27 protein-coding genes and 1 pseudogene are annotated in these 23,894 nt (G+C 61.6%); 6 read left to right on the forward strand and 22 right to left on the reverse strand.

Annotated features, from left to right (window positions below; all coding sequences use genetic code 11):
* The first annotated feature begins 147 nt into the window (after positions 1 to 147).
* From IEV87_RS19745 to IEV87_RS19755, 3 genes are all read left to right on the forward strand, one after another.
* On the forward strand, positions 148 to 1,308 hold the full coding sequence (locus IEV87_RS19745) for a hypothetical protein (protein WP_188479551.1): 1,161 nt from the start codon (positions 148 to 150) through the stop codon (positions 1,306 to 1,308).
* Positions 1,309 to 1,418: 110 nt separating this feature from the next.
* A complete protein-coding gene (locus IEV87_RS19750) occupies positions 1,419 to 3,548 on the forward strand; it encodes a ThiF family adenylyltransferase (protein ID WP_188479552.1) in 2,130 nt (709 codons plus the stop codon).
* A complete protein-coding gene (locus IEV87_RS19755) occupies positions 3,535 to 4,728 on the forward strand; it encodes a patatin-like phospholipase family protein (protein ID WP_188479553.1) in 1,194 nt (397 codons plus the stop codon). Before IEV87_RS19750 ends, IEV87_RS19755 begins: the two co-directional genes overlap by 14 nt.
* A 328-nt stretch (positions 4,729 to 5,056) precedes the next feature.
* Here the strand turns inward: IEV87_RS19755 and IEV87_RS19760 are convergent.
* The 18 genes from IEV87_RS19760 to IEV87_RS19845 all read right to left on the reverse strand — a co-directional run bounded on the left by IEV87_RS19760 (position 5,057) and on the right by IEV87_RS19845 (position 19,082).
* Positions 5,057 to 6,168 (reverse strand): IS3 family transposase gene (locus IEV87_RS19760; protein WP_188479554.1). Its coding sequence is split into 2 segments (ribosomal slippage): positions 5,057 to 5,919 and positions 5,919 to 6,168, totalling 1,113 coding nucleotides; the frame shifts between segments, so codons are not numbered across the junction.
* Positions 6,169 to 6,319: 151 nt separating this feature from the next.
* Positions 6,320 to 6,970, reverse strand: a complete 651-nt coding sequence (locus IEV87_RS19765) for an RES family NAD+ phosphorylase (protein WP_229737723.1) — start codon at positions 6,968 to 6,970, stop codon at positions 6,320 to 6,322.
* 41 nt (positions 6,971 to 7,011) lie between these two features.
* The gene (locus IEV87_RS19770) at positions 7,012 to 7,425 is read right to left on the reverse strand and encodes an MbcA/ParS/Xre antitoxin family protein (protein ID WP_188479556.1); all 414 of its coding nucleotides are present in this window, start codon (positions 7,423 to 7,425) and stop codon (positions 7,012 to 7,014) included.
* A 151-nt stretch (positions 7,426 to 7,576) separates the two neighbouring features.
* A complete protein-coding gene (locus IEV87_RS19775; RefSeq protein ID WP_188479557.1) occupies positions 7,577 to 8,656 on the reverse strand; it encodes a type IV secretion system protein in 1,080 nt (359 codons plus the stop codon).
* A gap of 14 nt (positions 8,657 to 8,670) precedes the next feature.
* Positions 8,671 to 9,075, reverse strand: a complete 405-nt coding sequence (locus tag IEV87_RS19780; RefSeq protein WP_188479558.1) for a hypothetical protein — start codon at positions 9,073 to 9,075, stop codon at positions 8,671 to 8,673.
* The gene (locus tag IEV87_RS19785) at positions 9,072 to 9,263 is read right to left on the reverse strand and encodes a hypothetical protein (protein WP_188479559.1); all 192 of its coding nucleotides are present in this window, start codon (positions 9,261 to 9,263) and stop codon (positions 9,072 to 9,074) included. Before IEV87_RS19785 ends, IEV87_RS19780 begins: the two co-directional genes overlap by 4 nt.
* Entirely contained in the window at positions 9,260 to 10,249 is a 990-nt protein-coding gene (locus IEV87_RS19790; RefSeq protein WP_188479560.1) for an ATPase, T2SS/T4P/T4SS family, read from the reverse strand. Before IEV87_RS19790 ends, IEV87_RS19785 begins: the two co-directional genes overlap by 4 nt.
* Before the next feature lies 1 nt (position 10,250).
* A complete protein-coding gene (locus IEV87_RS19795) occupies positions 10,251 to 11,642 on the reverse strand; it encodes a TrbI/VirB10 family protein (RefSeq protein WP_188479561.1) in 1,392 nt (463 codons plus the stop codon).
* The gene (locus IEV87_RS19800) at positions 11,639 to 12,334 is read right to left on the reverse strand and encodes a TrbG/VirB9 family P-type conjugative transfer protein (protein ID WP_188479562.1); all 696 of its coding nucleotides are present in this window, start codon (positions 12,332 to 12,334) and stop codon (positions 11,639 to 11,641) included. Before IEV87_RS19800 ends, IEV87_RS19795 begins: the two co-directional genes overlap by 4 nt.
* Before the next feature lies 1 nt (position 12,335).
* Positions 12,336 to 12,989 carry a virB8 family protein gene (locus IEV87_RS19805; RefSeq protein ID WP_188479609.1) on the reverse strand — a complete coding sequence of 218 codons (654 nt, stop codon included), beginning with the start codon at positions 12,987 to 12,989 and terminating at the stop codon, positions 12,336 to 12,338.
* Positions 12,990 to 13,001: 12 nt separating this feature from the next.
* The gene (locus IEV87_RS19810; RefSeq protein WP_229737725.1) at positions 13,002 to 13,832 is read right to left on the reverse strand and encodes a type IV secretion system protein; all 831 of its coding nucleotides are present in this window, start codon (positions 13,830 to 13,832) and stop codon (positions 13,002 to 13,004) included.
* Positions 13,832 to 14,983 carry a lytic transglycosylase domain-containing protein gene (locus IEV87_RS19815; protein WP_188479563.1) on the reverse strand — a complete coding sequence of 384 codons (1,152 nt, stop codon included), beginning with the start codon at positions 14,981 to 14,983 and terminating at the stop codon, positions 13,832 to 13,834. The genes IEV87_RS19810 and IEV87_RS19815 overlap by 1 nt, the downstream gene beginning before the upstream one ends.
* Positions 14,976 to 15,146, reverse strand: a complete 171-nt coding sequence (locus IEV87_RS19820; RefSeq protein WP_188479564.1) for a hypothetical protein — start codon at positions 15,144 to 15,146, stop codon at positions 14,976 to 14,978. Before IEV87_RS19820 ends, IEV87_RS19815 begins: the two co-directional genes overlap by 8 nt.
* The gene (locus tag IEV87_RS19825; protein ID WP_188479565.1) at positions 15,143 to 17,506 is read right to left on the reverse strand and encodes a type IV secretion system protein B4; all 2,364 of its coding nucleotides are present in this window, start codon (positions 17,504 to 17,506) and stop codon (positions 15,143 to 15,145) included. Before IEV87_RS19825 ends, IEV87_RS19820 begins: the two co-directional genes overlap by 4 nt.
* The gene (locus IEV87_RS19830; protein ID WP_188479566.1) at positions 17,496 to 17,774 is read right to left on the reverse strand and encodes a type IV secretion system protein VirB3; all 279 of its coding nucleotides are present in this window, start codon (positions 17,772 to 17,774) and stop codon (positions 17,496 to 17,498) included. Before IEV87_RS19830 ends, IEV87_RS19825 begins: the two co-directional genes overlap by 11 nt.
* A gap of 12 nt (positions 17,775 to 17,786) precedes the next feature.
* Positions 17,787 to 18,080, reverse strand: a complete 294-nt coding sequence (locus tag IEV87_RS19835; RefSeq protein ID WP_188479567.1) for a TrbC/VirB2 family protein — start codon at positions 18,078 to 18,080, stop codon at positions 17,787 to 17,789.
* Positions 18,077 to 18,682, reverse strand: coding sequence for a lytic transglycosylase domain-containing protein (locus tag IEV87_RS19840; RefSeq protein ID WP_188479568.1), 606 nt, complete (start codon positions 18,680 to 18,682; stop codon positions 18,077 to 18,079). Before IEV87_RS19840 ends, IEV87_RS19835 begins: the two co-directional genes overlap by 4 nt.
* A gap of 43 nt (positions 18,683 to 18,725) precedes the next feature.
* A complete protein-coding gene (locus tag IEV87_RS19845; protein ID WP_040608793.1) occupies positions 18,726 to 19,082 on the reverse strand; it encodes a hypothetical protein in 357 nt (118 codons plus the stop codon).
* Positions 19,083 to 19,227: 145 nt separating this feature from the next.
* Between IEV87_RS19845 and IEV87_RS19850 the strand changes: the two genes are divergently transcribed.
* On the forward strand, positions 19,228 to 19,545 hold the full coding sequence (locus IEV87_RS19850) for a hypothetical protein (protein ID WP_188479569.1): 318 nt from the start codon (positions 19,228 to 19,230) through the stop codon (positions 19,543 to 19,545).
* A 140-nt stretch (positions 19,546 to 19,685) separates the two neighbouring features.
* Positions 19,686 to 19,943 carry a helix-turn-helix domain-containing protein gene (locus IEV87_RS19855; protein WP_040608795.1) on the forward strand — a complete coding sequence of 86 codons (258 nt, stop codon included), beginning with the start codon at positions 19,686 to 19,688 and terminating at the stop codon, positions 19,941 to 19,943.
* A gap of 21 nt (positions 19,944 to 19,964) precedes the next feature.
* Here IEV87_RS19855 and IEV87_RS19860 read toward each other — a convergent pair whose 3' ends face one another.
* The gene (locus IEV87_RS19860; RefSeq protein WP_229737726.1) at positions 19,965 to 20,699 is read right to left on the reverse strand and encodes a hypothetical protein; all 735 of its coding nucleotides are present in this window, start codon (positions 20,697 to 20,699) and stop codon (positions 19,965 to 19,967) included.
* A gap of 100 nt (positions 20,700 to 20,799) precedes the next feature.
* Complete coding sequence (locus tag IEV87_RS19865) at positions 20,800 to 21,048, reverse strand: hypothetical protein (protein WP_188479570.1); 249 nt, start codon at positions 21,046 to 21,048, stop codon at positions 20,800 to 20,802.
* Positions 21,049 to 21,352: 304 nt separating this feature from the next.
* Here IEV87_RS19865 and IEV87_RS22910 point away from each other — a divergent pair.
* Positions 21,353 to 21,661: pseudogene (locus IEV87_RS22910) on the forward strand (IS5/IS1182 family transposase); the annotation flags it as partial.
* Positions 21,662 to 21,762: 101 nt separating this feature from the next.
* On the opposite strand, the gene IEV87_RS19870 reads toward IEV87_RS22910, so the two are convergent.
* Together IEV87_RS19870 and IEV87_RS19875 are read right to left on the reverse strand one after the other, a co-directional pair.
* Complete coding sequence (locus IEV87_RS19870) at positions 21,763 to 22,479, reverse strand: copper-binding protein (protein WP_188479571.1); 717 nt, start codon at positions 22,477 to 22,479, stop codon at positions 21,763 to 21,765.
* A 46-nt stretch (positions 22,480 to 22,525) separates the two neighbouring features.
* On the reverse strand, positions 22,526 to 23,884 hold the full coding sequence (locus IEV87_RS19875) for a multicopper oxidase family protein (RefSeq protein WP_188479572.1): 1,359 nt from the start codon (positions 23,882 to 23,884) through the stop codon (positions 22,526 to 22,528).
* Between the last annotated feature and the right edge of the window lie 10 nt (positions 23,885 to 23,894).

Genomic DNA, 23,894 nt, shown 5'->3' on the forward strand with positions numbered 1-23,894 from the left:
GATGCCGCGCTTTCGGAGGGGTTTTAGCATGTCCGAACCGCAGCCGCAGCAAATTGCTTCCCCCCTCTTGCACACGCCCTTCCGCGCCTTAAATTTGGTTAATCAGCGGTTTTTTGCCGAGGTGTGGAACCAATCTTGGGGAAATGAATGTTCGCAAGCGTGAGCGGTCCATCGTTCATCTTCTGGCCGGTCGGCACGGGGGATACAACGACTATAGTCATTAGCGAGAACGAGGTCATGCAGGTTGACCTCAACGACAAGCAAATGGCGGACGAGGAGGGTAATGAGCATATCCCGATCGTGGATGAGCTGGTCTCGAAGCTGCCGGTCGTGAATGGCCGACCTTATCTTTCCTGCTTCGCTCTGACCCATCCCGACCTCGACCACTGCCGGGGCTTTGCCGAATTGCTCGAACGCGTTGACATCGGCGAACTCTGGCACACTCCGCGCGTTTTCCGCGAATATGAAGACACGTATGAGCTTTCAGCCGACGCCCGTGCCTTCCGCACCGAGGCTCACCGCCGCGCCGAACGCAGCATCGAAGTGGGCGGCGATCCGGGCAGCGGCGACCGCGTGCGGATCATCGGGTACAGCGAATTGTTTCAGGAAGGCGAACGCTACTACGGTTTCCCCGAGGAAGATTTCTATACACGGCCGGGCAATTCGATTTTCACCCTGGATGGCAATGACGTGTCAAACCGGTTTGAGGCCTTCATCCATGCGCCATTCAAGGAAGGCATGGCCGACGCGCGCAATGAAACCAGCCTTGCCATGCAGATTACCATCGGCGGTAGTACGCCCTTGCGTGGCCTGTTCCTAGGCGACCTCTCTTACCCCACGGTGATGCAGGTCTTCGACGAGACCCATAGCCATGGCAACGAGGACAAGCTGCAGTGGAATGTCCTCCTTGCTCCGCACCACTGCTCGAAGAAGGTGATGTACGAGGATGGGTCATTGCGTCAGGACGTGATGGACGAGTTTGCAGCCTGCCAGCTTGAACCAGGCTACATCGTCTCAAGCTCCAACGAGTTTAAGGGCCGCAACGAATCCGGTGACAATCCCCCGCACCGGGTGGCCCGCAACCGCTACGAAGAGATCGTCAACACCCAGTTCGTCTGCACGGGCGAGGTGAGCACGCCGGAAAACGTCCGGCCGATCATCTTTTCCTCTACCGCTCTTGGAATTGTCGCCGACGGCGAAGACTACGAGATGTCAGACATGGCCGAGAGTACGCTGATGGCGGCGATTGCGGCGGCTGAAGGTACCGACAGTCCACCTGCGACGAAGGTTGGCTTCGGCAGGGTATGAAGTCGGAGGGGCAAACTTGGGCTGTTGCCCAACTCGGCGAAATTACAGCCGTATCGCCCGAGGCGTTTGAACTACTTGAGGTCATTGACCCGGCGGGAGAAAACGAGGGCATGACGGTCGTCGTGTCCGTGAACTGCAAGCCGTTCGAAAGAAGAGAAGGTGGCATTCCCCTAAAGGCAAGGGAGCGTCTGCGGATCTCCGTGCCTTGGGACTTCCCGCTGGAACGGCCGACGGTCAACTTTACCCACGACAGGTATGGCGCATTCTCCCATGTGCAATGGGGTAGCTCCATTTGCGTACATCAAGCGCCCGATGTGGAGTGGCAGGCCACTAGGGGGATGTTTGGCTTCATGCAGCGGCTCGGAGAGTGGTTAAGGGCCGGTGCGGCCGGCGAACTTGACCCGGTCGGGATGCCGCTCCATCCGCCGGTGGCCTACCCGGTTGCCAACTTTCGTGTCGTTCCCACCCAAAACGCACCTGAACCCACGGAGACCTATTGGAGCGGCTACGTCGAGATCACGCGGGAGGCGTCCCACGCTGCCGAGTTGGGTCGCTGGATCGAGAAGTCGGAAGAGGTTCCCGATATCCGACTGGCCTCGGTGATTCTGCTTCCCACCACCATGCCCTTCGAGTATCCCACCACCGTCTGGGACCTCATCGTCGCGCTTATGGAGCGGGGCGTCTCATTGACCATGATACGCCTCTTGATGACGATCGGCGTGCTGCGTACCGGGGAAGGCAAATGCGCCATTTTCGTCCTTGGAGCGGCCATGCGTGGCGTTTCCGGCGGACGACTTCTCCAGCACCTTGCCTGTTGGCGTATGGATGTAGCGCAGACGGACAAATTGAGGGCGGCTGCGATCGCCCGAACTGACGACAATCCGATTGATGAGCAAGTGTTCTACGCATGGGCATTCGAGGCCAAGGTCGAATGGTGCCGGGTTCTGGAAGACAGGCCGGAAATCGTCGAACGACGTGACAGTGTTTCGCCTGCGGCCTACTGGCGCGGTAAAAGCGTGACCTTGATGGGGTGTGGCGCCATCGGCAGTGCCGTCGCGATGATACTTGCCAAAGCGGGCGTAGCAAAGCTCCGCCTCTACGATAACAATGTGGTCACGCCAGGCGTCCTCGTGCGACAAGGCTTTGATCGTCGGCAAATTGCCTACACAAAGTCTTCCGCGACGAAGGTGAACGTCGAGGTGGCCGTTCCCGGCATCAACGTAATTGAGGCACATGCAAACGTGGCTCAGGCGCTCACTGATGAGGTGAAGCGCGCCGAGATTTTCGATGCTGACGTGGTTATTGACGCCACGGCTTCGGCGTCCGTGGCCGCTTCGATGGAACTGCACTTCCGCCGCCATCCGATTCCCCACCCTCCAGTTGTGACGATGGTGCTCGGGCACAATGCCGACCGGGGGCTGGTCACCCTCACCACAGAAGCGTCAGTCGGGGCTACCCAAGACGTAGATCGGCGCACCAAGCTGGCACTTCCCAGAACGACTGGTGGTGCCGCATTTCTCGAGGAATTTTGGCCCGTGGATCCCTCCCGCCGCGCCATTTTCCAGCCGGAACCAGGCTGTTCGTCGCCAACTTTCCGGGGATCGTATGCGGATGTGCTCGCGCTTTCCGCCCTAATGACGAACGTTGCGGCGCGATGGCTCGGCGCTGATCAAGATATGCACCGCGCCCTTGCCGTCGACGCATCCTGCAACCAGGGGCGGCGCCCAGAGGTCGAGCTTGCGTTCGCACCCTACTTTGTCCTTCGAGACGCGATCCACGCCTACCAAGTGCGCTTCAGCCACGAGGCGATGACTTCGGTGCTTGCGTGGACGAGGCGCTCCGAACGCACTCAGGCCGACCGCACCGAAACGGGTGGCGTGCTGTTTGGCCAGGTCGACGAGTTCCTGAAGGTTGTTTGGGTTGACGAGGCGTCGGGGCCGCCCCCTGATAGTGATGCCTCCCCCGACGCATTCGTCTGCGGCACGGCGGGGGTCGCTGCGCTGCACCGCGAGAAAATTGACAGGTCGCGAGGTTCTACCACGTTCGTAGGCATGTGGCACACGCATCCAAAGGCGTTGCCGAACCCAAGCCGCACTGACCTCGGCGCCATGCAAATGTTGCTCAGCGATAAAGATACGTTTCAGGGAAGGTCGTTCCTGATGCTCATTTTGGGTGGCACGTCGAAGCGCCCGATCCTCTCCGCGGGACTGTTCGAGCGGGGTGACTATGCCCAGGACTGACCGCAAGCGATTGGTCGCACTCGCGCTCTCCGGCGGCGGCGCGCGTGCCATGGCCTTTCACCTCGGCTGCTTCCGCGCTCTCCATGATCGGGGCCTCCTTGACCGCATACAGGTCGTCTCGAGTGTGTCGGGCGGCAGCGTGCTGGCGGCCTGCTGGGCCTATCGCGGCGAGGATTTTGAATCGTTCGACTTGCATATGGTGTCGTTGCTCAGGCACGGTATAAAGGGGCATATCGTACGGGAGCTCTTCTGCTCGACCGAAGGGTTGAAGATCGTGGCGACCCTGCTCGCGACCTTTGGTGTGTCGATGGTGACAAGGCTTGCGGGTCTTGCTCTTCGGATACTGCGCGCGACGATATCTCTGCCGACCGCGAACCTTGAAGCAGCCCTCTACGCGACGGCCCGTAAGGTCCCTGTGTGGGCGAGCCTGACCACGGCTTTTGAGCGTTCGCTCCGTAGGCATCTCTTTGGTGACGCGACCGTCGATCAGGTTAAGCGCCGAGGGCTTACCACCATCATCAACGCATGTGACCTCAAGACCGGCACCGCGTTCCGGTTTGGCTCGCGCAAGTCCGGTGGATGGCGGTACGGTGACATTCAGGGCGACAAGGTTAGCGTCGCCAAGGCGGTTGCCGCTTCCGCGGCCTTCCCTATCCTCTTGCCGCCGCTGGTCGAGAGTTTCCGGTTTGAAAAGGGCGCAGACGCCTCCGCGCAAACGGTCGTGCTCACGGACGGCGGGGTTTTCGACAACCTCGGGGTGGCTGTTCTCGAACCGGGGCGGGCGCATGATTATGCCTTCAGCGAGACGGTTACGCACCTCATCAGCCTCAACGCAGGTGGGGGGCAGTTTGATGTCGCGGCCGCGCATCCGTACTGGTGGGGGGCGAGGGTCGTGCGTTCGTTCGAGGCGGTGTACCGCAAGGCGCAGGATGCGGTTTACCAGCGACTGCACAAGTATGCGGAGGTCGGTGACCTCGACGCCTTCGGCATGGTTTACCTAGGCCAGCAGGATTCCAAGTTGCCGTGGGCGCCAGCGGATTTCGTCACGCGCGAGCAGGTGAAGGACTACCCCACCGACTTCTCCCCGATGTCAGAGGAAAATATTCGGCTACTGACCACTCGCGGGGAGCAACTGACCCACATCATCGTCGAGCAGTATCTGGCGGACCTTACGGTCTGACAAATGAAAAAGCTGCCCGTAGGCGGCTTTCGTGAGGCGGTTTTCCAGAAGACAATGTGGCGGGCAACCAGCCGACCTCGCCGAGCTTGGCGGCGGTGACAGCGGCCGCCTCTATCTTCTTCATCCCTGAAATATGGCCGCCTCGTCATGGGCACTGACTTCCGTCAGCAGCTTGACGATGAGTAGTCTGGACAAGCGTCCGAATAATATCGGTTCCTGAAAGTGGCCGGCCGATTAGCAGCGCCAAAGAGCCCCAGATGCCGTCGGGACTTGGAGGAGGTCTTCTTTCGATCGACGATCACTGACCTGCTCCCCATAGAGTCCGCGCTTATGAGTTAGCTCTGTTCAGGGTTTGGTCCTCAACTGACCGTTGGTGATACTCCCACGGGGTGAGCCCGTCGAGGCTCGTGTGGGGGCGGTGGTGGTTGTAGTCGTCGCGCCATGCCTCGATCATGTCGCGGGCATGGCGCAGATTGGCGAACAGGTGTTCATTTAGGCATTCGTCACGCAGCCGTCCATTGAAGCTCTCGACGAAGCCGTTCTGCATCGGTTTTCCCGGAGCGATGTAGTGCCATTCGACCCGGCGCTCCTCCTGCCATTTGAGGATGGCGTTCGAAGTCAACTCCGTCCCGTTGTCGCTGACCACCACGCATGGATAGCCGCGCACCCGAGCGATGCTGTCGAGCTCACGGCCGACGCGCTGCCCTGACAGTGAGGTGTCCACGACCGCGGCCAGACATTCCCGGCTGAAGTCGTCGATGACGCATAGCACCCGGAAGCGGCGACCATCGGACAGGCTGTCTGAGACGAAGTCCAGGGACCAGCGCTGGTTCGGCCCCTGCGGGATCGCCATCGGCGCCCTAGTCCCCAAGGCCCGCTTGCGACCGCCTCGTTTACGGACTGTTAAGCCTTCTTCTCGGTAGATCCGGTAGAGCTTCTTCCAGTTCACCTTCCAGCCTTCGCGGCCAAGAAGCAGGTGCAGTCGCCGATAGCCAAAGCGACGCCGTTCGCTGGAAAGCGCCTTCAGCCTCTGCCGCAACTCGGCGTCGGCAGGTCTGGTCGTTCCCCGTCGATACACACGCGGATCGATCCCGGCCAAGGCGCATGCCCGCCGCTGGTTGTAGCTCTTCTCTGTCATGGCCCAGTCCACAGCTCGTCGCCTTGCACCGGGCTTCAGAAGTTTTTTCCCAGCATCTCCTTGAGCGTGGCCACGTCGAGCATGTGTTCAGCCAGCATCTTCTTCAGCTTCGCGTTCTCGGATTCGAGCGCCTTCAGCCGTTTGGCCTCCGACACCTCCATGCCGCCATACTTCGAGCGCCACTTGTAGAACGTGCCATCGCTGACGCCGTGCTTCCGGCAGAGCTCCTTGGCGCCTATCCCGGCTTGGTGCTCCTTCAGGATGCCAATGATCTGCTCTTCGCTAAAACGGCTTTTCCGCATCGTCTGTCTCCTCGTTTGGAGAACAGGCTAACCTCAAACCGCGGACTTTTCAGGGGAGCAGGTCATCACCAAAAGCGGACAGACTGCAAACGGCCCCGCAGCGGTCGTTCGACACTTCTGCGGCGAATGACCGCTTCCCGCCCTCTATGACCTACGCGGTGATCGCGTAGACCGAGCCATCCGACTGGTCTTTGAACATGTCGATCTTTGTGCCGTCCCAATGATAGGTGAGGTGCCGCCCCTGAACGGGTACTCCAGCGACGTCCGGGTAGAATGTTGCCACACAGGTTCCTCCCGGGTTCCGCACCGACGGGTAAACGATCCCGTTTGCGCCACCCACTCGCTGCTCTCGGGCGAAACTCTGCGATCTGGCGTAATCATCAGGATCGAGAAGTTCATCAAAGCCTATCCTGACATCCGTCAGGACAGCGTCGATCGAGCCGATCAATTCGCGCTTGTCCGCGATCCAGCCTGGAGCTTCGTTCGTCGCGGCGCATAAAGTCTGAGTGTGGTGTACGGTCTCGAACAACGCAGTCTCAAAGCTGTCAGCGGCATAGAATGCGCCAAACGTGCCATCGTGGAACCGTCCCCGGTGGTCTGTGCTCACGTGAACGAAGGGTGCCATCAGGTATGACGCGCCCGGACCGCCTACGCGGCGGTCGGCGGGTACGAGATCAAGATTGCCGATGGTCTGGGCCAGCCTCGGGTTGGTCTTGCTTTCGGCGGACCCCAGAAGGAGCCAGTCCGAAGGATCGGCAATGTCCTCGAACAGGTCGATTGGCGGGTAGGCTGAGTTGATCAAGCGGTAGTATCGGTCCCATGTGATCCGGGTCTCTTGGACAGTCACCAAGGTCCTCGCATCGCGTCCAGATAGCGGCGCACTCGCATGATGTCTGTGATCTGACCGTTCAGCATGACGTCAAGGGCGGTCATACCGCCGAACGCTTCATTCGGGCGCTTTACCCAGCCATAGCCGCGAGCGGGTTCTTTGAAGAGCAACCGCAGAGCTTTGTGGATTCCCATCAGATTTGAAAGGCGTGCTGCGGTGTCGATGCCAGCCCGGCCGAGCTCTCCAGCTCTCCAGCGGCGGAAAGTGCGTACAGAGATGTCACCCATGAGCACAGAGGATTGCTCGTCGGAGAGCCCCCAAAGGTCCGCGAGTTTGATAAACGCTCGCTGCATGGCCTGCACCTCTTCGCCAGAGAATTGCGGCTGCGGGGGGGCGATGTGCGGGTCTATGCGTCGGAGTTCGGGCATCGGAGCCTCCTTTTGGCATTTGACATCCATATGTATCTTTGCTGTCAAATGTCAAGATGAGGGCCGATCGGGGATTCAGTTTCTGGACCGCAGTTAGGTTCTCCCACGTGGGGTCCATGACCCGCAAACATGTTCGGAGAAGAATGTATCACTACCGTTTCCCCAACCTGCTCAATCGCGCTAACTGGGCCAACATCCGCGCCCCGGTCCCGGTGGCACCGCTACCCGGAAGTGGTGAAGGGCCCCCGGCAGAATTCGGACGGGCGGGAAGTGGTTGGACGCCGAGAAATTGCCGGGCCCGCAAGGCTGCGTACTCGGCTCCTGTCGCGCCACCAATTGCGTACCTGTTGTAGACCTGCTGGCTTCCAGCTAACCCGCGGGCGAAGGAATAGCTGCCCCCAAAACCTGCGGTGAGCGCAGGCATCATGATGTTTCCCGACACCGACCTGACGATGAAGGGCGTCGCGATGATAAAGCCCTTGGCCATGAGGACCATCATGAAGAAGGGGATCAAAGCTCCGATGTTCGGTGCGCCCTCCGGATCGCCCAGTTCAGCGAGCAAAGCACGTGAAACTCCCGTGATGGTCGCGAATATTCCGGCGACAACGATCGGATACATCGCGAAAGAGACGAGCGCGGACAGCCAGCGCGCAAAATAGTCTTTCGTGACATCGAAGAGTGTCAGGAAGATCATTACCGGAGCGATCCCGATCAACAGGGCGATCATGAGCCGGGAGGCAATGACGATAAAGGCTGCAAGACCGCCGAGGATCGAAAGAAGCAGCACGCCCAAAGTATCTAGCAACGCGCCCGCCATCCAATTGAGCTCTGAGCCCGCTGCGTTGAGGTAATCCCCGAGAGCGGCGATGAGTTCGTCGAATTCCTCCGCGAACGTCCCGGAAGGACCAGGCGATCCTCCTCCGACAGAGGCCACCAAGGATCCCGCGATGCTGTCGATGCCGCTCAAGATCGCGGTGGCAAAAGCGTTGAACTCGACCCAGTTGGTCGCAAAGACCCCGATGAGCCCGATCTTGATTGCCAACCAGAATGCCGTGCGACCATCCATGGCGCGGTACTGGTAGATCATGTTCAGGCAGACCAGGACCACGACAAGCGTTGCTCCGAGCACAAGCAGCGTCCCGACCGTCGAAGCCACGGCCCCGAACTGGGTTTCGGCTACGGTATCCAGATAACTTTGGGCGGTTTCAACGAAGTACGCGACAACGCTCATGGTCAGGCCTCCAACTACCAGTTCCCGGCCGCTTCACAAATCGGCTTGGCAACCTTCCGGAACTCGTTCGCCAACCGCCGACTTTCTGAAGTTGCCTCGACGATGTCCCGGTATTCCCCAGTGGCATAACGGTCCCTGTACTCGGCCTCGGCGGCATCCCAAGCAGGATATCGCGTCGCACATTCACAGCTCTGGGCCTCCACGATGCGTTGCATGCTCTCAGCCCTGTAGATCTGCTGGATGAGCAACCTCTTGTGCGCATCGCGCGGGCCCATCTCCGTCATCCACTCCGGCTCAGGAGGTTGGTCGGGGCAGACGTCCGGCGTGTCGAAACGCGTCGGATTCTGACTGCGTTCGGCAATGCTGCTCGTGGCGGCTGCGATCACTGCCGTGGCCAATAGAAGCTCAACACGTATCATGGCGCTTCGGACGCTGAATTGGGGGCAAGTTCTCGTTTCAAGAACGTCGTGTATCCATAATCGCCTGCTTCCGCGGATAAGACTTCCCATCCATCTGCCCCGTGGTCATTCAGGGCCCGGCGCATCTTCTCGAAGTCCTTTGTCTTCTTCACCTCGAAGAACATGATCTCATATTCAAACCGTTTCATGACGTCCGCCTTTCCTCCAACTCTGTTCCTGGCAAGTAAAACTCGGTGATGCCGCGCTGGCCCTCTTCGCGCCCGGCCTGGATGATCACGTCGATCGAGCTTTCGACGTACTGGACCATGTCCTGGTAGCTCATCGGGATCTCGGTCTTGAGGGCGGCAATGGCGAGGCGCTGGACGGCGAGCTGCGGGGTTTCGGCGTGGAGCGTTGTCATGGACCCGCCATGGCCGGTGTTGATCGCCTCGAGGAAGGTCATCGCTTCTTTGCCGCGAACTTCGCCGAGGATGATACGGTCGGGGCGCATGCGCAGGGTCGCGGTGAGGAGGATGTCGGCGGACTGGAACTCCGCATCGCGGTTGGCGATGAGCGTCACTGCGTTCGGTTGGGTCGGCAGCAGTTCTGCCGCTTCCTCGATGGTGACGATACGTTCGTCCGGGCTGACGTAGGACAGGATTTTCCGGGCGGCGACGGTCTTGCCCGTGGAGGTCCCGCCGGAGACGATCATGTTGAGCTTGTTCTTGACGCAGAAGCGGATGGCGTCGGTGATGACCCCGGAAGCCACGACCTCGCGGAGCGTCCGGTTCTTCTGCTGGCGAAGTTCCTCGAGCTTTCGCTCCTTGCCGTAGAGATAGCGCAACTCGATCTCGTCGAGCGGCAGGCTGGAGAAGAACCGAAGGGAAATCGACATGCCGGAGATGACCGCCGGGGGCGTGATGACCTGCGCCCGGATCGGCCGCCCACGATAGCTGATCGAGACCGAGACGATCGGTTTGTCCTTGCTCATGGTCGTGTTGGCGCTGGAGGCGATCTGGTTGCCGAGGTCGCGCAGTTCGGTGACGGTCAGGCGGTCGTCCAGCGCCCGCATGAAATGATCGCCCTGGAATTCCCCCCAGCAGGAGCCGTCGGGGTTCACGCAGATCTCGATGATGTCGTCGCGGGCGGCGTCCTTCAGCTTGTCGAGCGAGGCCTGGAGATAGCTGACCGTCATCTCAGAAAATCTCCAGATCACGGTCGACCATCACGGTGACGCGGGCGCCCTGGTCGATGTAGATGACGGGGCCGATGGAGAGGTACTCGCCGATGACGCTGTCGGTCGCGTCGGCCAGATCATCGCCCACATCCTCGAGCACGTTTGCGGTGTTCTTGTTCTTGACCTCGCCGGCGGCAACACTGGGGGCAGCGGAGATGATCGAGATGAGAGCCGCCGAGCCGAAGCGCTGCGCGAAGCGCGTATCAACAAACCCGGTGACGCCGGAGCGTCCGAGTTCGTCGCCGCCGAAGGCGCTGATCCGGATTGTCTGCTGCGTCGGCAGGATGATGCGGTCCCAGGCGATGGTGACACGGCGCTGCGCAATCTCGACGCCGGAGCGGTACCGCCCGATCAGTCGAGAGCCGCGCGGGATCAGCAGGCGGGACCCATCGTAGCTGTAGACATCCTCGGAGATGATGGCGCGGGTCTGGCCGGGCAGGGAGCTGTCGAGCGCGGTCTCCATCACCGCCTGGATCATCGTGCCCTGCACCACAGTGTTTGAGGGGTTGGCGATGACCTCGGCCTGCGTGACCTCGCTCGGCAGTGCTCCGTTTCGTACGAAGTCGGTGACCTCGTTCAGGGTGCGCTTTGCCGGTTCGGTTGATTGAGAGTCGTCCGCGCCAGCGCCGCCGAAGGCGATGACAGGCGAGGCGACCCGTCGCTGCTGAAAGGCGCGTTCCTCTTCGGCCCGCCTGCGCAATTCTTCCATCCGCCGCGCCTCTTCCTCCTGACGCAGGCGCTCCGCTTCCCGTGCCCGCAGGTCCTCCTCGGACGGACCCGACGGGGCAGGGACGGGCTTCTTGGCCTCGAGCTGCGCGAGCTCCAGATCCATCCGCAGTTGCTGCATCTCGCGGTCACGGGCCGCGAGCTCCTTCTGGAATTCCGCCTGGGCGTTCTCCGAGGCCTTCTGGAGGGCCGCAACCTGCGCGGTGAGCGCATCGATGGCTGCCGCTGCCGCCGGGTCTTCGCCGGACTCGGGCGGCGGTGCGGAGCGCAGCTCCTCGATCTGGGCCTGCAGCGCGGCGATCTGTTTCAGGAGCTCGGCATTGGGTTCGGCAGGCTCGGGTACCATCACGACCTCGGGCTCCGGTGGCGGCGGCGGCCGGAACGGCTCGATCTCGCCAAACCCGTCGCCTTCCTGCTGGAACTCGTCCGGTGTCGCGGTTGGCAGGGCCACCTCCACCTCCGGCCTCGAGAAGACATAGAGCACGAGACCGCCCGCAAGGATCAGGCCGGCCATCAGGAGGGCGAGAAGCGGGGATCGCCTCTTGCCCTGTGAGGGGCGTCTGGCCGTCCCCTGTTCCAGCGCGGCGAGGCGCTTTTCCAGATCGGGGTTCGGATCGTCGCTCATGACGTTCCACCCTCCGGCACAATCGCTGAGACGCAGACGGTGTCGTCCCCGAGCCGCAGGACCCAATACCGGTTGACGCCGGACACGCGGATCACGCCATCCTCAACGGCGCCGGTGTTCACCGTGCGCTCCCGCCCGACGGAATATCGAAAAATGGCCGGGACGGGCGCGTTTCGCCGGAAGGCGAAGTAGGTGAAGGTGCCATCGTCCCAGATCCGGGAGGGCGTGAACTCCTTGCGTGCGCTGACGGCGTAGTTGTGGTTCGGCGCCGCCTTGGCGATGGCGTTTGAGGGGCGGCGGGTGTCGCCCGGATAACGGAACTGGACGACGTAGAAGGTTGGGCTCGAAACCTCTTCCACGTTGAAATAATAGCTCCGCCGGTTGGTGTAGACGGTGACATTGGATTTCACGCCGCGGGCGAGGGGCTTGATGGCGAAGGCGCGTCCCCCCGGGACGCCGTCTATCTCGAAGCCCACGGTGTCGCCCGCGATGATCGAGCGGATGCTCTCGCCCTCGCCGAACTCCACGGTTGTCACATGGGTGAGCGAGACGTTCAGCCGGAAGACCTGACCATCCTGGTAGGTGGCGATGCGGACGCGCTTGTCGTTCGGGCCGCTCCGCGGAACCTGCTCCGCAAGGGCAGGGGCGGTCAAAAGGAGCAGGCAGAGCAGGGTGGAGAGGCTGTGGCGCATGTCAGTTCTCCAGCCTGTCCGAGCGGATCGCGTATTCGACGACGGTGAAGCCGAAGGGATTGTTCCAGACCTCATCGATGGTGCGGCGCGTCTCGGGACGGAATTCAAAAAGGAGGGTGGCAGTGAAGAGACCGGCCTGCACGCCATTGATCGAGGTCAGGCGCTTGCGCAGGCGCACCGTCGCGCGGTTGGCCCCGATGCGGTTGATGCTGAGGATCTCGACCTCGAGGCGGGCGTTCGGACCGTAGACCGTGGGCGGGTAGTCGGCATTGGCCGAGTTCCAGATGCGCCGGAGCGAAGCCTGCGCAGCGCCGTCCGAGCGTCGGAGGACGCTCCGGATGCGGACATCGTTGTCGAGCTGGTTGTAGACCTCGCGGTCGGTCACATATCGAAACACCTCGGCTTCGATGATGGCGCGGTTTTCCGTGACGGAGGTGGCGCCGACGGAGGCTTCCGGGAGCGCAAACCCGGTGGCCGGATCATAGGGCACGACGACGGGCGGCGGATCGACATCCAGAATGGCGACGGCGGCGGCGCTCAGGCAGCCGAGACAGCCGAAGATCAGGCCCACGAGCCCGAGGCGCTGCCAGAGCCGTTCCCGCCGGAGGGCGCCATAGACCAGTTCCTCTTCGATGATCGCCAGCTCTTCGTCCACCACGGCATATCCTCACTCGGGCCGGAGCTCGGGGAGGGTGAAGTCCATGAACTTCTGCTCCTCGGCGATCGTGGCGGCATCGATGACGCCGCCGGTGCCATCGCCTACAGTCTGAACGGCCTCGAGCTGCCACATGGCGACAAGGGCGATGGCAAGTTCCGCCGTCACGCGGGTGTTGAGATCGACGCTTTCCTTCAGCTCGTCCATGTCGTCGATGAGGCCGACAAGCCGCTCGACACGCTGCAGCGACTGGCCCGCATCGTCGTAGCTGTTCTGCGCGGCGGCGGAGACGAGGGCGCCGGTGGTGGCCTGGGTCGCGACGCGTTCGGCCCCGGGATTGCCGCTGCGGGCCATTTCTGAGAGCGTGTCTTCGTCGAAGCCGAGATCGGCCAGCACCCGGTCCATCTGGGTCTCGATCTGGCTGGCACCGGACCCGGTCAGACGGGAAAAATCCCCGGTCTTGATCGCCTCGATCGTAGCGATGATGTCGCCGAACTCCTGGTCGAGGAGGCCGTTCAATTCCTCCTCCATCTGGGTGCGGATGATCTCCGGCAGTTCGGCGAGACGGGTGAGGGCCTGATAGGTGCGCTGCAGTTCCGCGAGATGTTCCTTGAGAGTGGTCAGCTGTTCGCGAAGTTGCGTCAGTTGTTCGTTCTGCAGGAGTTCGTCCTCGATCATCTGCCGCAATTGCTGAATGTTCTGCGCGATGTTCTGCGTGTCGACGACGGGCACGCCCTGGGCCTGCGCACCGGTGCCAATCAGGTACGGAGGACCCGACAGGACCAGCGCACCGACGACAGCCGCGCGATGGAGCAACCGGGAAGGAAAGCAAGTTACCGGCATCAACGTACCTCCTTGATCGTGAAGTCCATGAACGCGGCCTCGGCCAACCTGGCGGAGGCCTGGGCGAGCTGAGCGGCGGTCAGTGGCTTGGTGCGCACGGCCTTGAGGCGGATGCGGGCGGCGACGAGGCGCACCAGTTCGGCGCGGGCATAGGTGTTGAGCGCCATGCTGTCCTGAACGTCGGTGGTTCCCCGGATCCGCAGAACGATGTCCTGAATGCGCAGGGCGGCCTGGCGGATCGCCACCGTAGAAGCGTTGCCGTACTGGGCCGCGCCAAAGCCCGCGAAGGAAAGTTTGGAGTTCGCGAGGAGCGCCGGATCAATGGTGCCGAGCGCCTCGATCCCGCCAATTCGGGAGAGGTAGAGGTTGTAACGCTCGGGAATGACCCGGACGTAGTGCTGGGTCTCCTTGAACGGCGGCACGCCACCATACTCGAACACGCGACCCGGTCCGGCGTTGTAGGCGGCCAGCGCGTTGATGACATTGCCATCGAAGGTGTTGAGCTGCCTTGCGAGATACCGCGCCCCGCCCTCGACCTGCAGATAGGGGCTGTCGTAATAGGCGGGGTTGATGCCGAGATCGCTGGCGGTACCCGGCATGATCTGGGTGAGACCGAAAGCCCCGACAGGGGATCGCGCCCCGATGGAAAACCGGCTCTCCTGCCAGATCAGGGCCTGCAGAAGCGCCCGCCATTGCACCACCGAGAGGCCCGCGCGGCCGACACCGGGCTGGCCATGGGTGTCGCGCGCGACGCGGATGATCAGTTGTTCAACGTTCTCGGCCGCATCGCCGAACATCGCCGCGCCGCCGGGATTGGGATCGACATCGGCGTCTCCATAGACAGCCTCAACAGACCGGTCTGAGTCCCCGCTCCCGGTCTCGAGGTCCGAGACCATGTCGGACAGGCCCAGGCCGCCAAAGCTGGTCTGCGCCTCGAGGATGTTGCGCAGGACGGCGAGCTGTTCCTCTTCGATCTCGGAGATCAATTCCTTGACGGCCAGCTTGTCGCGCTGGAGGGCGAGATCGGTCTCCCGGTCGGCGGTTTCTACTATGTCCCGCGCGGTCAGGGCGTTGTCATTGGTCGGGACGCCTTGCGCGGCGACCGGCCCGGCCAGAACGGCGAGGGTGAAGATCAGCGCCGGGCTACTCATGGCGCAAGTCCGCCAAAGTGGCGCCGACCACCGGCGTGAAGAAGCAATCATCGGAGCCCGGAGCGCTCGCGGCAAAGCTGAAGCAGTTGGCGCGGGGTTCCTGGTATTGTTCGCAGGCCGTGAGGGTGCCGAGGCCGATGAGCAGCAGGACAAGACGGATCATGGACGCCTCCAGAATTCCGGCCGGTCGCGATAGTCGGCGCCCACGAGGGCCTCGCCCTTCTCCATGCCGCCGAGGATGGTCAGGTAGGGCCCGAGGGCAGACAGATCGGCATCGACCACGACCGAGCCGGTGTCATCGCGGATCAGCGCCAGGCGGCTGTCGCTGCCGGTGTTCAGCAGCACGTCGAGCTCCTTCTCGAAAAGGTTCAGCATGGCGTAATCCGCAGCATGGGCCCGGATATTCGGCAGCAGGATTTGGGTCGGGACGGCCTCGACGATGGTCTTGCCGGTGCGCGTGCGCTCCAGCTGGCTTGCGTATTGCGTCATCATGACGGCGACAGTGTTCTGCTTGCGGGCGGTCACCAGCCAGTTGGACAGCCGCTCCGCAAAATAGGCGTTGTCGAGGGCCTTCCAGGCCTCGTCGATGATGATGATCGTCGGGCGACGATCCTCGATCTCGCGCTCGATCCGGCGGAAGAGATAGCTGAGGACGGCCATCCGCTCCTTCTCGCTCTCGCTGTCGAGGATACCGGTCAGGTCGAAGCCGACGACATCGCCTTCGAGCGAGAACGTGTCCTTGAGGCTCTGACCAAAAATCCAGCCGTAGCGTCCCTCTTCGGTCCATTCGAGGAGCCGCTCGTGCAGATCGCCGCTGTCGTCGGTCGAGACGAAGAGGGACGCAAAGTCCTTCCAGTTGCGCAACTCAGGACTGGCGGCGGTTGCATTCTGGCGGACCACCTCCTGGATGCGGTTGGTCTGGGCGGGCGTGAGCGGCTTGTCCGCGCGATGCAGGAGCGAGCCCAGCCAGTCCGAGAGCCAGGCCGTGCCGCGCGGGTCCACCTCGGTCCAGAGCGGGTTCAGACCCGTGGCCTGACCGGCTTTCACCGAGGCGTATCGCCCGCCATTGGCCCGCACCGCCATCTCCATCCCGAGCCGGTAGTCGAAGACAAAGATCCGCGCCCCGACGCGGCGGGCCTGGGTCATGAGGAAGGCCGAGAGCACGGATTTGCCGGAGCCCGGGCGTCCGAGGATCAGGGTATGGCCGCCGGTCGGTTCTTTGTCGGGCGAGCCTTGCTCGTGATAAGAGAACCGGTAGGCGCTTTGCTCGGGCGTCGGAAAGACCGTGATCTCCTGGCCCCAGGGGAGCTGATGTTTGTCCTTGCCAAGCTGGGTGCGGTGCAGTGAGGCGAAGTCCGCAAAGTTGCGGTTGGTCACCGCGCTGGCGCGGACGCGTTTCGGCTGATTGCCCGGATGCTGGCTCAGATAGTGGGTCTTGGCGGCGACGCGTTCGCCGATCATCTTCACGCCCTCCGTGGCGGCCGCGTTGACGATCTCGGCGCCGAGTGTCTCCAGCTCGTCGAGACTGTCGCAGAACACGGTGACGACCATGTGGTGTTCGCCAAAGCTCTGGCGTTTCGCCTCGAGATCGTCATGGGCGATGTCGAGCGCCTCGAGGAGCGACAGGGCGGCATCGCGCGAGGCCTGCATCTGCCGCTTCTGCCGCTTGATCCGTCCGGCCATAAGGTTCGAATTGATGGGCGTGAAGGAATGCGTGACGATCATGTCGACGGGCAGGTTCAGCATGTCGAACATGGTGCAGGTGGTGGCCTCGGAATATTCCCCAATGGTGAAACATTTGCCGAAGCGCCTGCCGACGACGCCCTCAGAGAGCTCGAAGTGATCCTCGAGAAAGGTCACGCGGGTGTTGGCGACATTGGTGGAGAGGAAACCGAAGCGGTTGGCCGGATAGAGCGGCAGTTCGCGTCCCGTATTCAGCGCGCCCAGAAACCCGACCAATTCGCCGGACGCGGCCGAGAGGAGACGCGGCCTCAGATCGCTGAGCCCCGAGAGAAACACCCCGACCGCGTCCTTGAGGCGACGAAGACGTTTGCGGGTCTGTTCCTTCAGCCGCTCCGGATCGCTGCCGTTCAGGAACTCGGTAAAGCTCTTGGGCGGCGGGCGATGGATCACGGTCAGGGTCAAGGTCTTGTCACGGAGCCCGCTGGTTGCGAGCTTCTGGCGCCAGGTCGCGTCGACGGCGGCCGCGAAGGTGTCGCCCCGGACCGGCAGCAGGTCGGGCGTAATCGCCTTGGAGACCTTGTGGACGTAGTAGCTGAACTCCGGGCCGAGCTGGGCGATGATGCGGGCGAAAAGCGCCGTGACCTTGTCGAGATAGGCGTCATCGGTCGTGTAGCTGTTGACCCCGCCGATCCGGATGCACTGAAAGATTTCGTTGGCCCGTGTGCGGACCGTCAGGTCGTCGACGAGACTGACGTAGGGCAGCATATGGGCGAGACGCTTTTCTCGCGCGTACCAGTCCGGCATCAGGGTGCGTTCGTCGAACGCGGCGTCACGGGGCATAGCTGTCGCCTCCGTGCACGCCGCGGTTCCGCGTCGGCGGCGTCTCCTGCAATGCCGTGACCATCACATCGAGGAACCGAGGGTCCCAGTCGGCCGCCTTCCAGAGGGCGGGGTAGAGCACTGCGGCCAGTACCAGCACCGCGAGGTGCTGGATCCAGACGAAGAGCAGCACCGATCCGAAGAGCCAGACCATGGCGTACATGATCGGCAGGCCGAGGAGCTTCGGCGGTCTGACGAGGCCCAGGAAGAGGGGAGAACGCTCTGCCACGATGGCCTCCGATCAGGACCCGAAGACGGCCGCGACGATGGTCGGCGCGGCGGCGACGCCCGCGATGCCGACGAGCACCCAGAGGGCCTGCCGCAGGTCGATGATGTTGAAGAACCAGCTCAGGAACACCCCGAGCACGGCCAAGGTGGCGATGACCACGCCAAGCGGACCGGTCAGCGCATCTACGATCCCCTGCAGGAGGCTCTGGATCGGCGAGAGATCGATGCTCTGCGCCATCGCTGGATCGGCCAGCAGCGCGAAGAGCGCGATGAGGGCAATGTGCAGTGCGTAAGATCGGGACTTCATTGAGATGCTCCTTCCAGTCGATTGACGACGGCCAGCACACGCTGGACGTGGTTCCGGGTCTCGGTGAACGGGGGAATGCCTGCGTGCTTCCGGACGGCCTCGGGTCCGGCGTTGTAGGCGGCAAGCGCCAGCCGGACGTCGCCGAACTCGGCCAGCATCATCGCGAGATATTGCGCCGATCCGGTCAGGTTCTGCTGCCAGTCCCGGGGATCGACGCCGAGGACCCGGGCGGTGTCCGGCATGAGCTGCCCGAGGCCGATGGCGCCGACGCGGGACACTGCGTGCGGATTGTAGCCGCTCTCGATCTCGATATTGGCGCGGTAGAGGTTGAGCCAGGTGGTGACGGTGATGTCGGCGGCGCGCAAGCCACGATGACCGGCGTAGCGCAGCGCGGTCTCTTCGATGGCGGCGAGGATATGCGGCTTGGGAATCCGGGGGGCCGGGAGGGAGGCGGAGGTGCTGAGTGTCGCGGCCCTCTCGCCCAGGACCTTGAGATCGTCGGCCGCTGAGCCTTGTCCGATGCCGTCGGTGTAGTTGCGGGCGAACCGGTCCTGCCGCTGGCTCGGGCGGAGGGTTCCGTCGCTCTCCATCACCAGTACCATCTGGGCCGAGACGGGAGCGCTCAGGAGGGAGACGAGGAGGGCGCTAAAGCCGGAGCGCCGCCATCTCTTCGCTGGAAAGCTTGTGCACCGTGCGTCGGCCTTCCTCGAGTGGCACATCGGCGTGGGAGAACCCGATGGCTTGAAGCAGCGAGATGACCCCGGTGACGGTCTTGATCTCGCGGATCTTGATGTCGTTCCGGGAGGTCCGTGTTCGCGCGGTGACGAGGAGTTTTTCGACGCCGGCGTCGCTGACGGCGCGCAGGATCCAGGACCCGTGCCAATTGGGGCCTTTTCTGAAGGCGTTCGCCTTGCAGACAACTTCCACGCGATAGCCGCTGGCGACCAGATCGCGGAATCTGGGTTCGGTGACCACATTCGGGGCTTCTTTTTCTAGATCCATCACCCTGGTCACACTCTCCAATAAGGCGAATGGCCGGGTATCATCAGTTGATGCCCAGTCATACGATGATATAGTATTGACGCACAAGTTATATCCATGCGCCGCCTAGCGGATTCTCGCTCATTCAAACGGATAGACGCCTCCCATGCCTGCGATCAAGAGAATAAGGCTTCGCCGAATCTTTCCTTCAAAATCGCACCTCCTAGCGCTTTGTATACTCTTGCCCCTTTCGGTGCACGGGGCCTCTGCCGAAACCTGCATCGCGCCGCAGCGACCATTTGTGCCGATGGACGCTCGGGACGCCCAGGATTATGCCGATATCATCCGTCGGGACTTTGACCTCTACTTCCGCGATATCCAGTCCTACCTGCGGTGCCTGGACGAGGAGCGGTCCCGAGCCTTCGCGGAGGCCAGAGAGGTGAGCGAGGAGTACGGCCGCTTCGTCCAGACAGCGGCCGATTGACTGGTCCGCAAAGTGAGAACGTTTGACTCATACGCCACTGCCGGTTGCCTGCGACGGTGATATCGTTCGTGGGTACAAACTATCTACTTTTTAGATAATCTGCAAACTGGATTAGCCCCGTCGCAAGAGGCATGTGACGCGTGGCAAAGACAATCAGGAGTTCCGGGCATGAAGCACTCCGCGACGCATTGGTCGCGGCGCGGAAAGCGGCTGGCCTGACGCAAGAGCAGCTCGCCGACCGGCTCAAGTGCCACCAATCCTTCGTTGCCCGGGTCGAAAGTGGTGAGCGTCGGATCGACGTGATCGAGCTGATCGTGTTGGCGCGGGCCATGGAGGTCGATGCGTCGACGTTGCTCGCCAAGGCCGAAGGCGCCACGGACGCGGATCACCGGATTTGATTTTCAGGCCACGTGAGGCTGTCAGTAGTTGATCTGCTCAAAGCCGTAGTTGCCTTGATAATCCTGCCAGTCGACGAAGACGGATCGGTGGTAGAGGTCCGGGCAGTTCATGCCCCAGGTCTCCAGGCCGACATGCGCTTCGGGCAATGCTTCTGGTGTAGATCTTGCCCAGGAGAATGAGCCTTGGGTGCTGTAGCTCCCGAGGTAGACTGCTGCCGATCTCACGCACCCAGCTTCGCTCGCGTCGTACTGACCCGCGTGGCGGACATCGTAAACGCGGATCGAACGGACGAAGTTGAACTCAGGGCCGCTGATGTCGATGTCGGCGCCTTGTGCGAGTTGCAGCGCAAAACCTTTCGGGAGACGCCGGACTTCTTGATCCTCCGCGTCGGGCCAATGTCGGGGTGAAAGCATATGGCTCAAGATTGCTGGACCCGGCGCAGGCATGGTCGGGGCGGATCGGTCAAACACGGCGTCATAGAGGCGGGCGAGGGGGCCTTCGTCACTGTTCTTTGGATAGGCTGCGCCCATGGGGCACCGCCAGATCTGAAGAGGAGGCTCGATTGGCCATGGGGTGATCCGCCGGATGAACTCCGCCCGCGCCCGCGCACAGGGCACCGACGCCGGCCAGCCGCCGGACAGGCAAAGCAATATGGCGCAATCGATCGGATAGCTTTGCGCGGCGGCTGTGGTCCCGGCACAAGGACCGATCCCAAGGGCAAGAGCGGCAACGAAAGGAGCGAGGCGTTTGCGCATGTCTTGGTCTCCGGAGCTACTGACGATTCCATGCCATACGTCGGCAATACTATATGAACGTATACTTTGATATAGGGTGTGTTACGTTTGCTTTGGTTGGCTACGCGTCTGACGCGCGTTCAGAAAGGGCAGTCAGCAAATCGGTCACGTCATCAGATGTCACAGTAATGGCCTGGTCGAGCACGCCCTTCGGTAAGGGAGGGTCGATGAACTTTGGCGGTACGCGACGATCGAGCCAGAGGATTGAGAGTTCAGAAGTATTCCAGACATAGACCCATGCTAGCGTGCGATCTGGGTCGGCACCGATGAGGCGCGCGATTGGTGCAGCTTCTGCCTTGACCGCCTTCATTGGAAACGACCTCTGGCAAGGCCTATTGCTAGATAGAGTCTGCTGGACAATGCGGGGAAACGCAGTTCAACGGTTCTGTCAGGCACAACTCGATTACCTCGGGCGCGACGAAAACACGGGGCTGTCAGGCAGATATGGCGCACTGATAAACACTCACTGGCTGTATAATGCAGAGAACTACTCGCGTCACATAGCTCAATTTTTGACTATGGTCAGGAAGCGCGATGCGCAAGAGAGAATGACGCCACTTAGCGTCTGCGCGGTAATCCGCTGTTGCAAAGAACAACAGGGCAAGCGTTAGGACGCTCAATACGTCAGCGATCATACCGGGGCCAGAGCATTGCTGAGCAGTCTTCCATCTGAAGACCGGCTCTTGGGGGACTGGGGATGTGACGCGGACCCGGTTCCGCGAAACCCTCGTCGAAAAGAAGCTAACTGCATGCCTGGTCGAACGTGACGCGACAAGCCCGGCTAATACGACAAGCGTCGCTACAGAAAGCGCAACCGGATCGAAATCATGTTCGGACGTTTGAAAGACTTAAGGCGCGTGGCACACCGTTGCCACATTCTCTCGGCCACCGCTCTCGCTGCGACCGTGATCTTTTGGTTATGAGTCCAGGGCCTAGGCTGGTCCAAAATTTTAGGAGGGGACCATGTTTAGTTGCCTCAAAGCGTTGGGGCCGGGCGTGTTCGCCTCGGCCCCATTGTCTGTCTTCACTTCATCTGCGTGACAGTAAGCTTGCCCTTAACCCGGTCGGCAATGAACTCGATGTCCTGACCTTCCGCCATCTTGGCCATCATCGCTTCGTCCGCGCGGAAAACCATCGTCATCGCGGGCATATCGAGATTGACCAGAGGGCCGTGGATGATTGTGACCTTGCCGGCCTTGGCGTCAATCTTCTTGATGGTCCCACTCGTGTATTCCACGTCAGCCTGCGCCGTCTGATCGCCGACCTTGACTTCCCGGTGCATGCCGGACTCGTAGTGACCCGGAATCAGGCACGCGGCTTCGAACGTACCCGCATTTGCGAAGGTCCAGACGACCTCGCCCGTGGCGCCCGGATCAAGACGGATACGGTTCGGGTCATCGTGTTCCATGTCCATCTTGGCCATTTCGATCTTGTGCTCGGCGTTGCGCTCGACCGTATCGAGGACGAATTCATGCTCCAGCTCCCCCTTGTTCGTGATGTTGAAGCGGATGGTTTCACCCTCCTTGATGGTCATCTCTTCGCTCTCGATCAGCATTTCGCCTTCGTCGTTTTCGAGCAGAGTGATATCAATTGTGCGGTCCACATTGGCGGCTTCACCCGGCATGCCGATCATCATTGCGGCCGGCTTGGTCTCACCGTGTCCGCCATCATGTGTGCCTGAGGCAAATGCTGGTGCCGAAAGCGCCAACGCGAAGCTTGTCGTCAATAGAAGTTTTCTCATTTCATTGTCCTGTAAGTTGGTTTGGTTGGTGTTGACGAAGGGCCGTTCAGCCCTTCGAGGTTGGTCTTGGTGTGAGAATGGTCTTGGGACTGTTGTTCGAGGCGAACTCGGGCAATTCGCCGGTCCATTCGTAGGCCATCTCGCCCGGAGGATTTTCGTACCAGCCGGGATCGGAGTAATCGTCCGCGTCGATGCCGTCCCGCACCTTTACGACCGAAAACATGCCGCCCATCTCGATGGGGCCGTAGGGCCCCCAACCCGTCATCATCGGGATGGTGTTGTCAGGCAGCGGCATTTCCATTTTCGCCATGTCCCCCATGCCAGACATGCCCATGGGCATATATTCCGGCTGGAACTGACGGATCTTCTGGGTCAGTGGTTTCTTGTTGACCCCGATGAACGTCGGTACATCGTGCCCCATGGCATTCATCGTGTGGTGCGACTTGTGGCAGTGAATCGCCCAGTCGCCCAGATGGTCTGCGACGAACTCATAGGCGCGCATCGCGCCCACAGGGATGTCGATGCTGACTTCCGGCCATTGCGCTTCTGGCGGTACCCAGCCACCATCCGTGCAGGTGACCTTGAAGTCATAACCGTGCATGTGGATCGGGTGGTTTGTCATCGTGAGGTTGCCGACGCGCACGCGCACCTTGTCGCCCTTGTTCACGACCAGCGGATCGATGTCGGGGAAGATCCGACTGTTCCACGTCCACAGGTTGAAGTCCGTCATCGTCATGATGCGCGGCACATATGTGCCAGGATCAATGTCAAAGGCATTCAACATGATTAGAAAATCGCGATCCACCGGCATGAAGGTGGGATCCTTGGGGTGGACCACGAACATGCCCATCATCCCCATCGCCATCTGCGCCATTTCGTCGCCATGGGGGTGATACATGAAGGTTCCCGATTTCACCAAGTCGAACTCGTAGATGAACGTTTTGCCTGGCGGGATGCTGGGATGACTCAAACCGGAGACCCCATCCATGCCCGAGGGCAGGATGAGCCCGTGCCAATGCACCGTGGTGCCTTCCGGCAGCTTGTTGGTAACGTAGATGCGGACCCGGTCGCCTTCGACTGCTTCGATCGTTGGACCGGTGGACTGGCCGTTGTAACCCCACAAATGCGCGATCATGCCGTCTGCAAGTTCGCGCTCTACCGGTTCGGCCAAGAGGTGAAATTCCTTGACCCCGTTGTTCATCCGGTGCGGCAGGGTCCACCCGTTCAGCGTGACCACAGGTGTGTAGTCCGGTCCTGACGACGGACGCGCCGTAATCGCCGTTGCAGCACTGTCCATCTGCGCGGCTTCGGGTAGGCCCATATTCAAGGTTTGACCCCAGGCTTTTGAAGAGATCAACGTTGCGCCTGCGGCACCGGCTCCGAGTAATTGACGTCTATTCAACATGTCAGTTCCT

The organism is Primorskyibacter flagellatus, from assembly GCF_014638275.1.
Classification (GTDB): Bacteria; Pseudomonadota; Alphaproteobacteria; order Rhodobacterales; family Rhodobacteraceae; genus Pseudooceanicola; species Pseudooceanicola flagellatus_A.

Excerpts from the sequence above, each read along its gene's own strand:
- IEV87_RS19745 (WP_188479551.1), top strand. The coding sequence starts at position 148 with ATGTTCGCAAGCGTGAGCGGTCCATCGTTCATCTTCTGGCCGGTCGGC.
- IEV87_RS19750 (WP_188479552.1), top strand. The coding sequence starts at position 1,419 with ATGACGGTCGTCGTGTCCGTGAACTGCAAGCCGTTCGAAAGAAGAGAA.
- IEV87_RS19755 (WP_188479553.1), top strand. The coding sequence starts at position 3,535 with ATGCCCAGGACTGACCGCAAGCGATTGGTCGCACTCGCGCTCTCCGGC.
- IEV87_RS19770 (WP_188479556.1), bottom strand. The coding sequence starts at position 7,425 with ATGCCCGAACTCCGACGCATAGACCCGCACATCGCCCCCCCGCAGCCG.
- IEV87_RS19775 (WP_188479557.1), bottom strand. The coding sequence starts at position 8,656 with ATGAGCGTTGTCGCGTACTTCGTTGAAACCGCCCAAAGTTATCTGGAT.
- IEV87_RS19780 (WP_188479558.1), bottom strand. The coding sequence starts at position 9,075 with ATGATACGTGTTGAGCTTCTATTGGCCACGGCAGTGATCGCAGCCGCC.
- IEV87_RS19785 (WP_188479559.1), bottom strand. The coding sequence starts at position 9,263 with ATGAAACGGTTTGAATATGAGATCATGTTCTTCGAGGTGAAGAAGACA.
- IEV87_RS19790 (WP_188479560.1), bottom strand. The coding sequence starts at position 10,249 with ATGACGGTCAGCTATCTCCAGGCCTCGCTCGACAAGCTGAAGGACGCC.
- IEV87_RS19795 (WP_188479561.1), bottom strand. The coding sequence starts at position 11,642 with ATGAGCGACGATCCGAACCCCGATCTGGAAAAGCGCCTCGCCGCGCTG.
- IEV87_RS19800 (WP_188479562.1), bottom strand. The coding sequence starts at position 12,334 with ATGCGCCACAGCCTCTCCACCCTGCTCTGCCTGCTCCTTTTGACCGCC.
- IEV87_RS19810 (WP_229737725.1), bottom strand. The coding sequence starts at position 13,832 with ATGCCGGTAACTTGCTTTCCTTCCCGGTTGCTCCATCGCGCGGCTGTC.
- IEV87_RS19815 (WP_188479563.1), bottom strand. The coding sequence starts at position 14,983 with ATGAGTAGCCCGGCGCTGATCTTCACCCTCGCCGTTCTGGCCGGGCCG.
- IEV87_RS19820 (WP_188479564.1), bottom strand. The coding sequence starts at position 15,146 with ATGATCCGTCTTGTCCTGCTGCTCATCGGCCTCGGCACCCTCACGGCC.
- IEV87_RS19825 (WP_188479565.1), bottom strand. The coding sequence starts at position 17,506 with ATGCCCCGTGACGCCGCGTTCGACGAACGCACCCTGATGCCGGACTGG.
- IEV87_RS19835 (WP_188479567.1), bottom strand. The coding sequence starts at position 18,080 with ATGAAGTCCCGATCTTACGCACTGCACATTGCCCTCATCGCGCTCTTC.
- IEV87_RS19840 (WP_188479568.1), bottom strand. The coding sequence starts at position 18,682 with ATGGTACTGGTGATGGAGAGCGACGGAACCCTCCGCCCGAGCCAGCGG.
- IEV87_RS19845 (WP_040608793.1), bottom strand. The coding sequence starts at position 19,082 with ATGGATCTAGAAAAAGAAGCCCCGAATGTGGTCACCGAACCCAGATTC.
- IEV87_RS19850 (WP_188479569.1), top strand. The coding sequence starts at position 19,228 with ATGCCTGCGATCAAGAGAATAAGGCTTCGCCGAATCTTTCCTTCAAAA.
- IEV87_RS19860 (WP_229737726.1), bottom strand. The coding sequence starts at position 20,699 with ATGCGCAAACGCCTCGCTCCTTTCGTTGCCGCTCTTGCCCTTGGGATC.
- IEV87_RS19865 (WP_188479570.1), bottom strand. The coding sequence starts at position 21,048 with ATGAAGGCGGTCAAGGCAGAAGCTGCACCAATCGCGCGCCTCATCGGT.
- IEV87_RS19870 (WP_188479571.1), bottom strand. The coding sequence starts at position 22,479 with ATGAGAAAACTTCTATTGACGACAAGCTTCGCGTTGGCGCTTTCGGCA.
- IEV87_RS19875 (WP_188479572.1), bottom strand. The coding sequence starts at position 23,884 with ATGTTGAATAGACGTCAATTACTCGGAGCCGGTGCCGCAGGCGCAACG.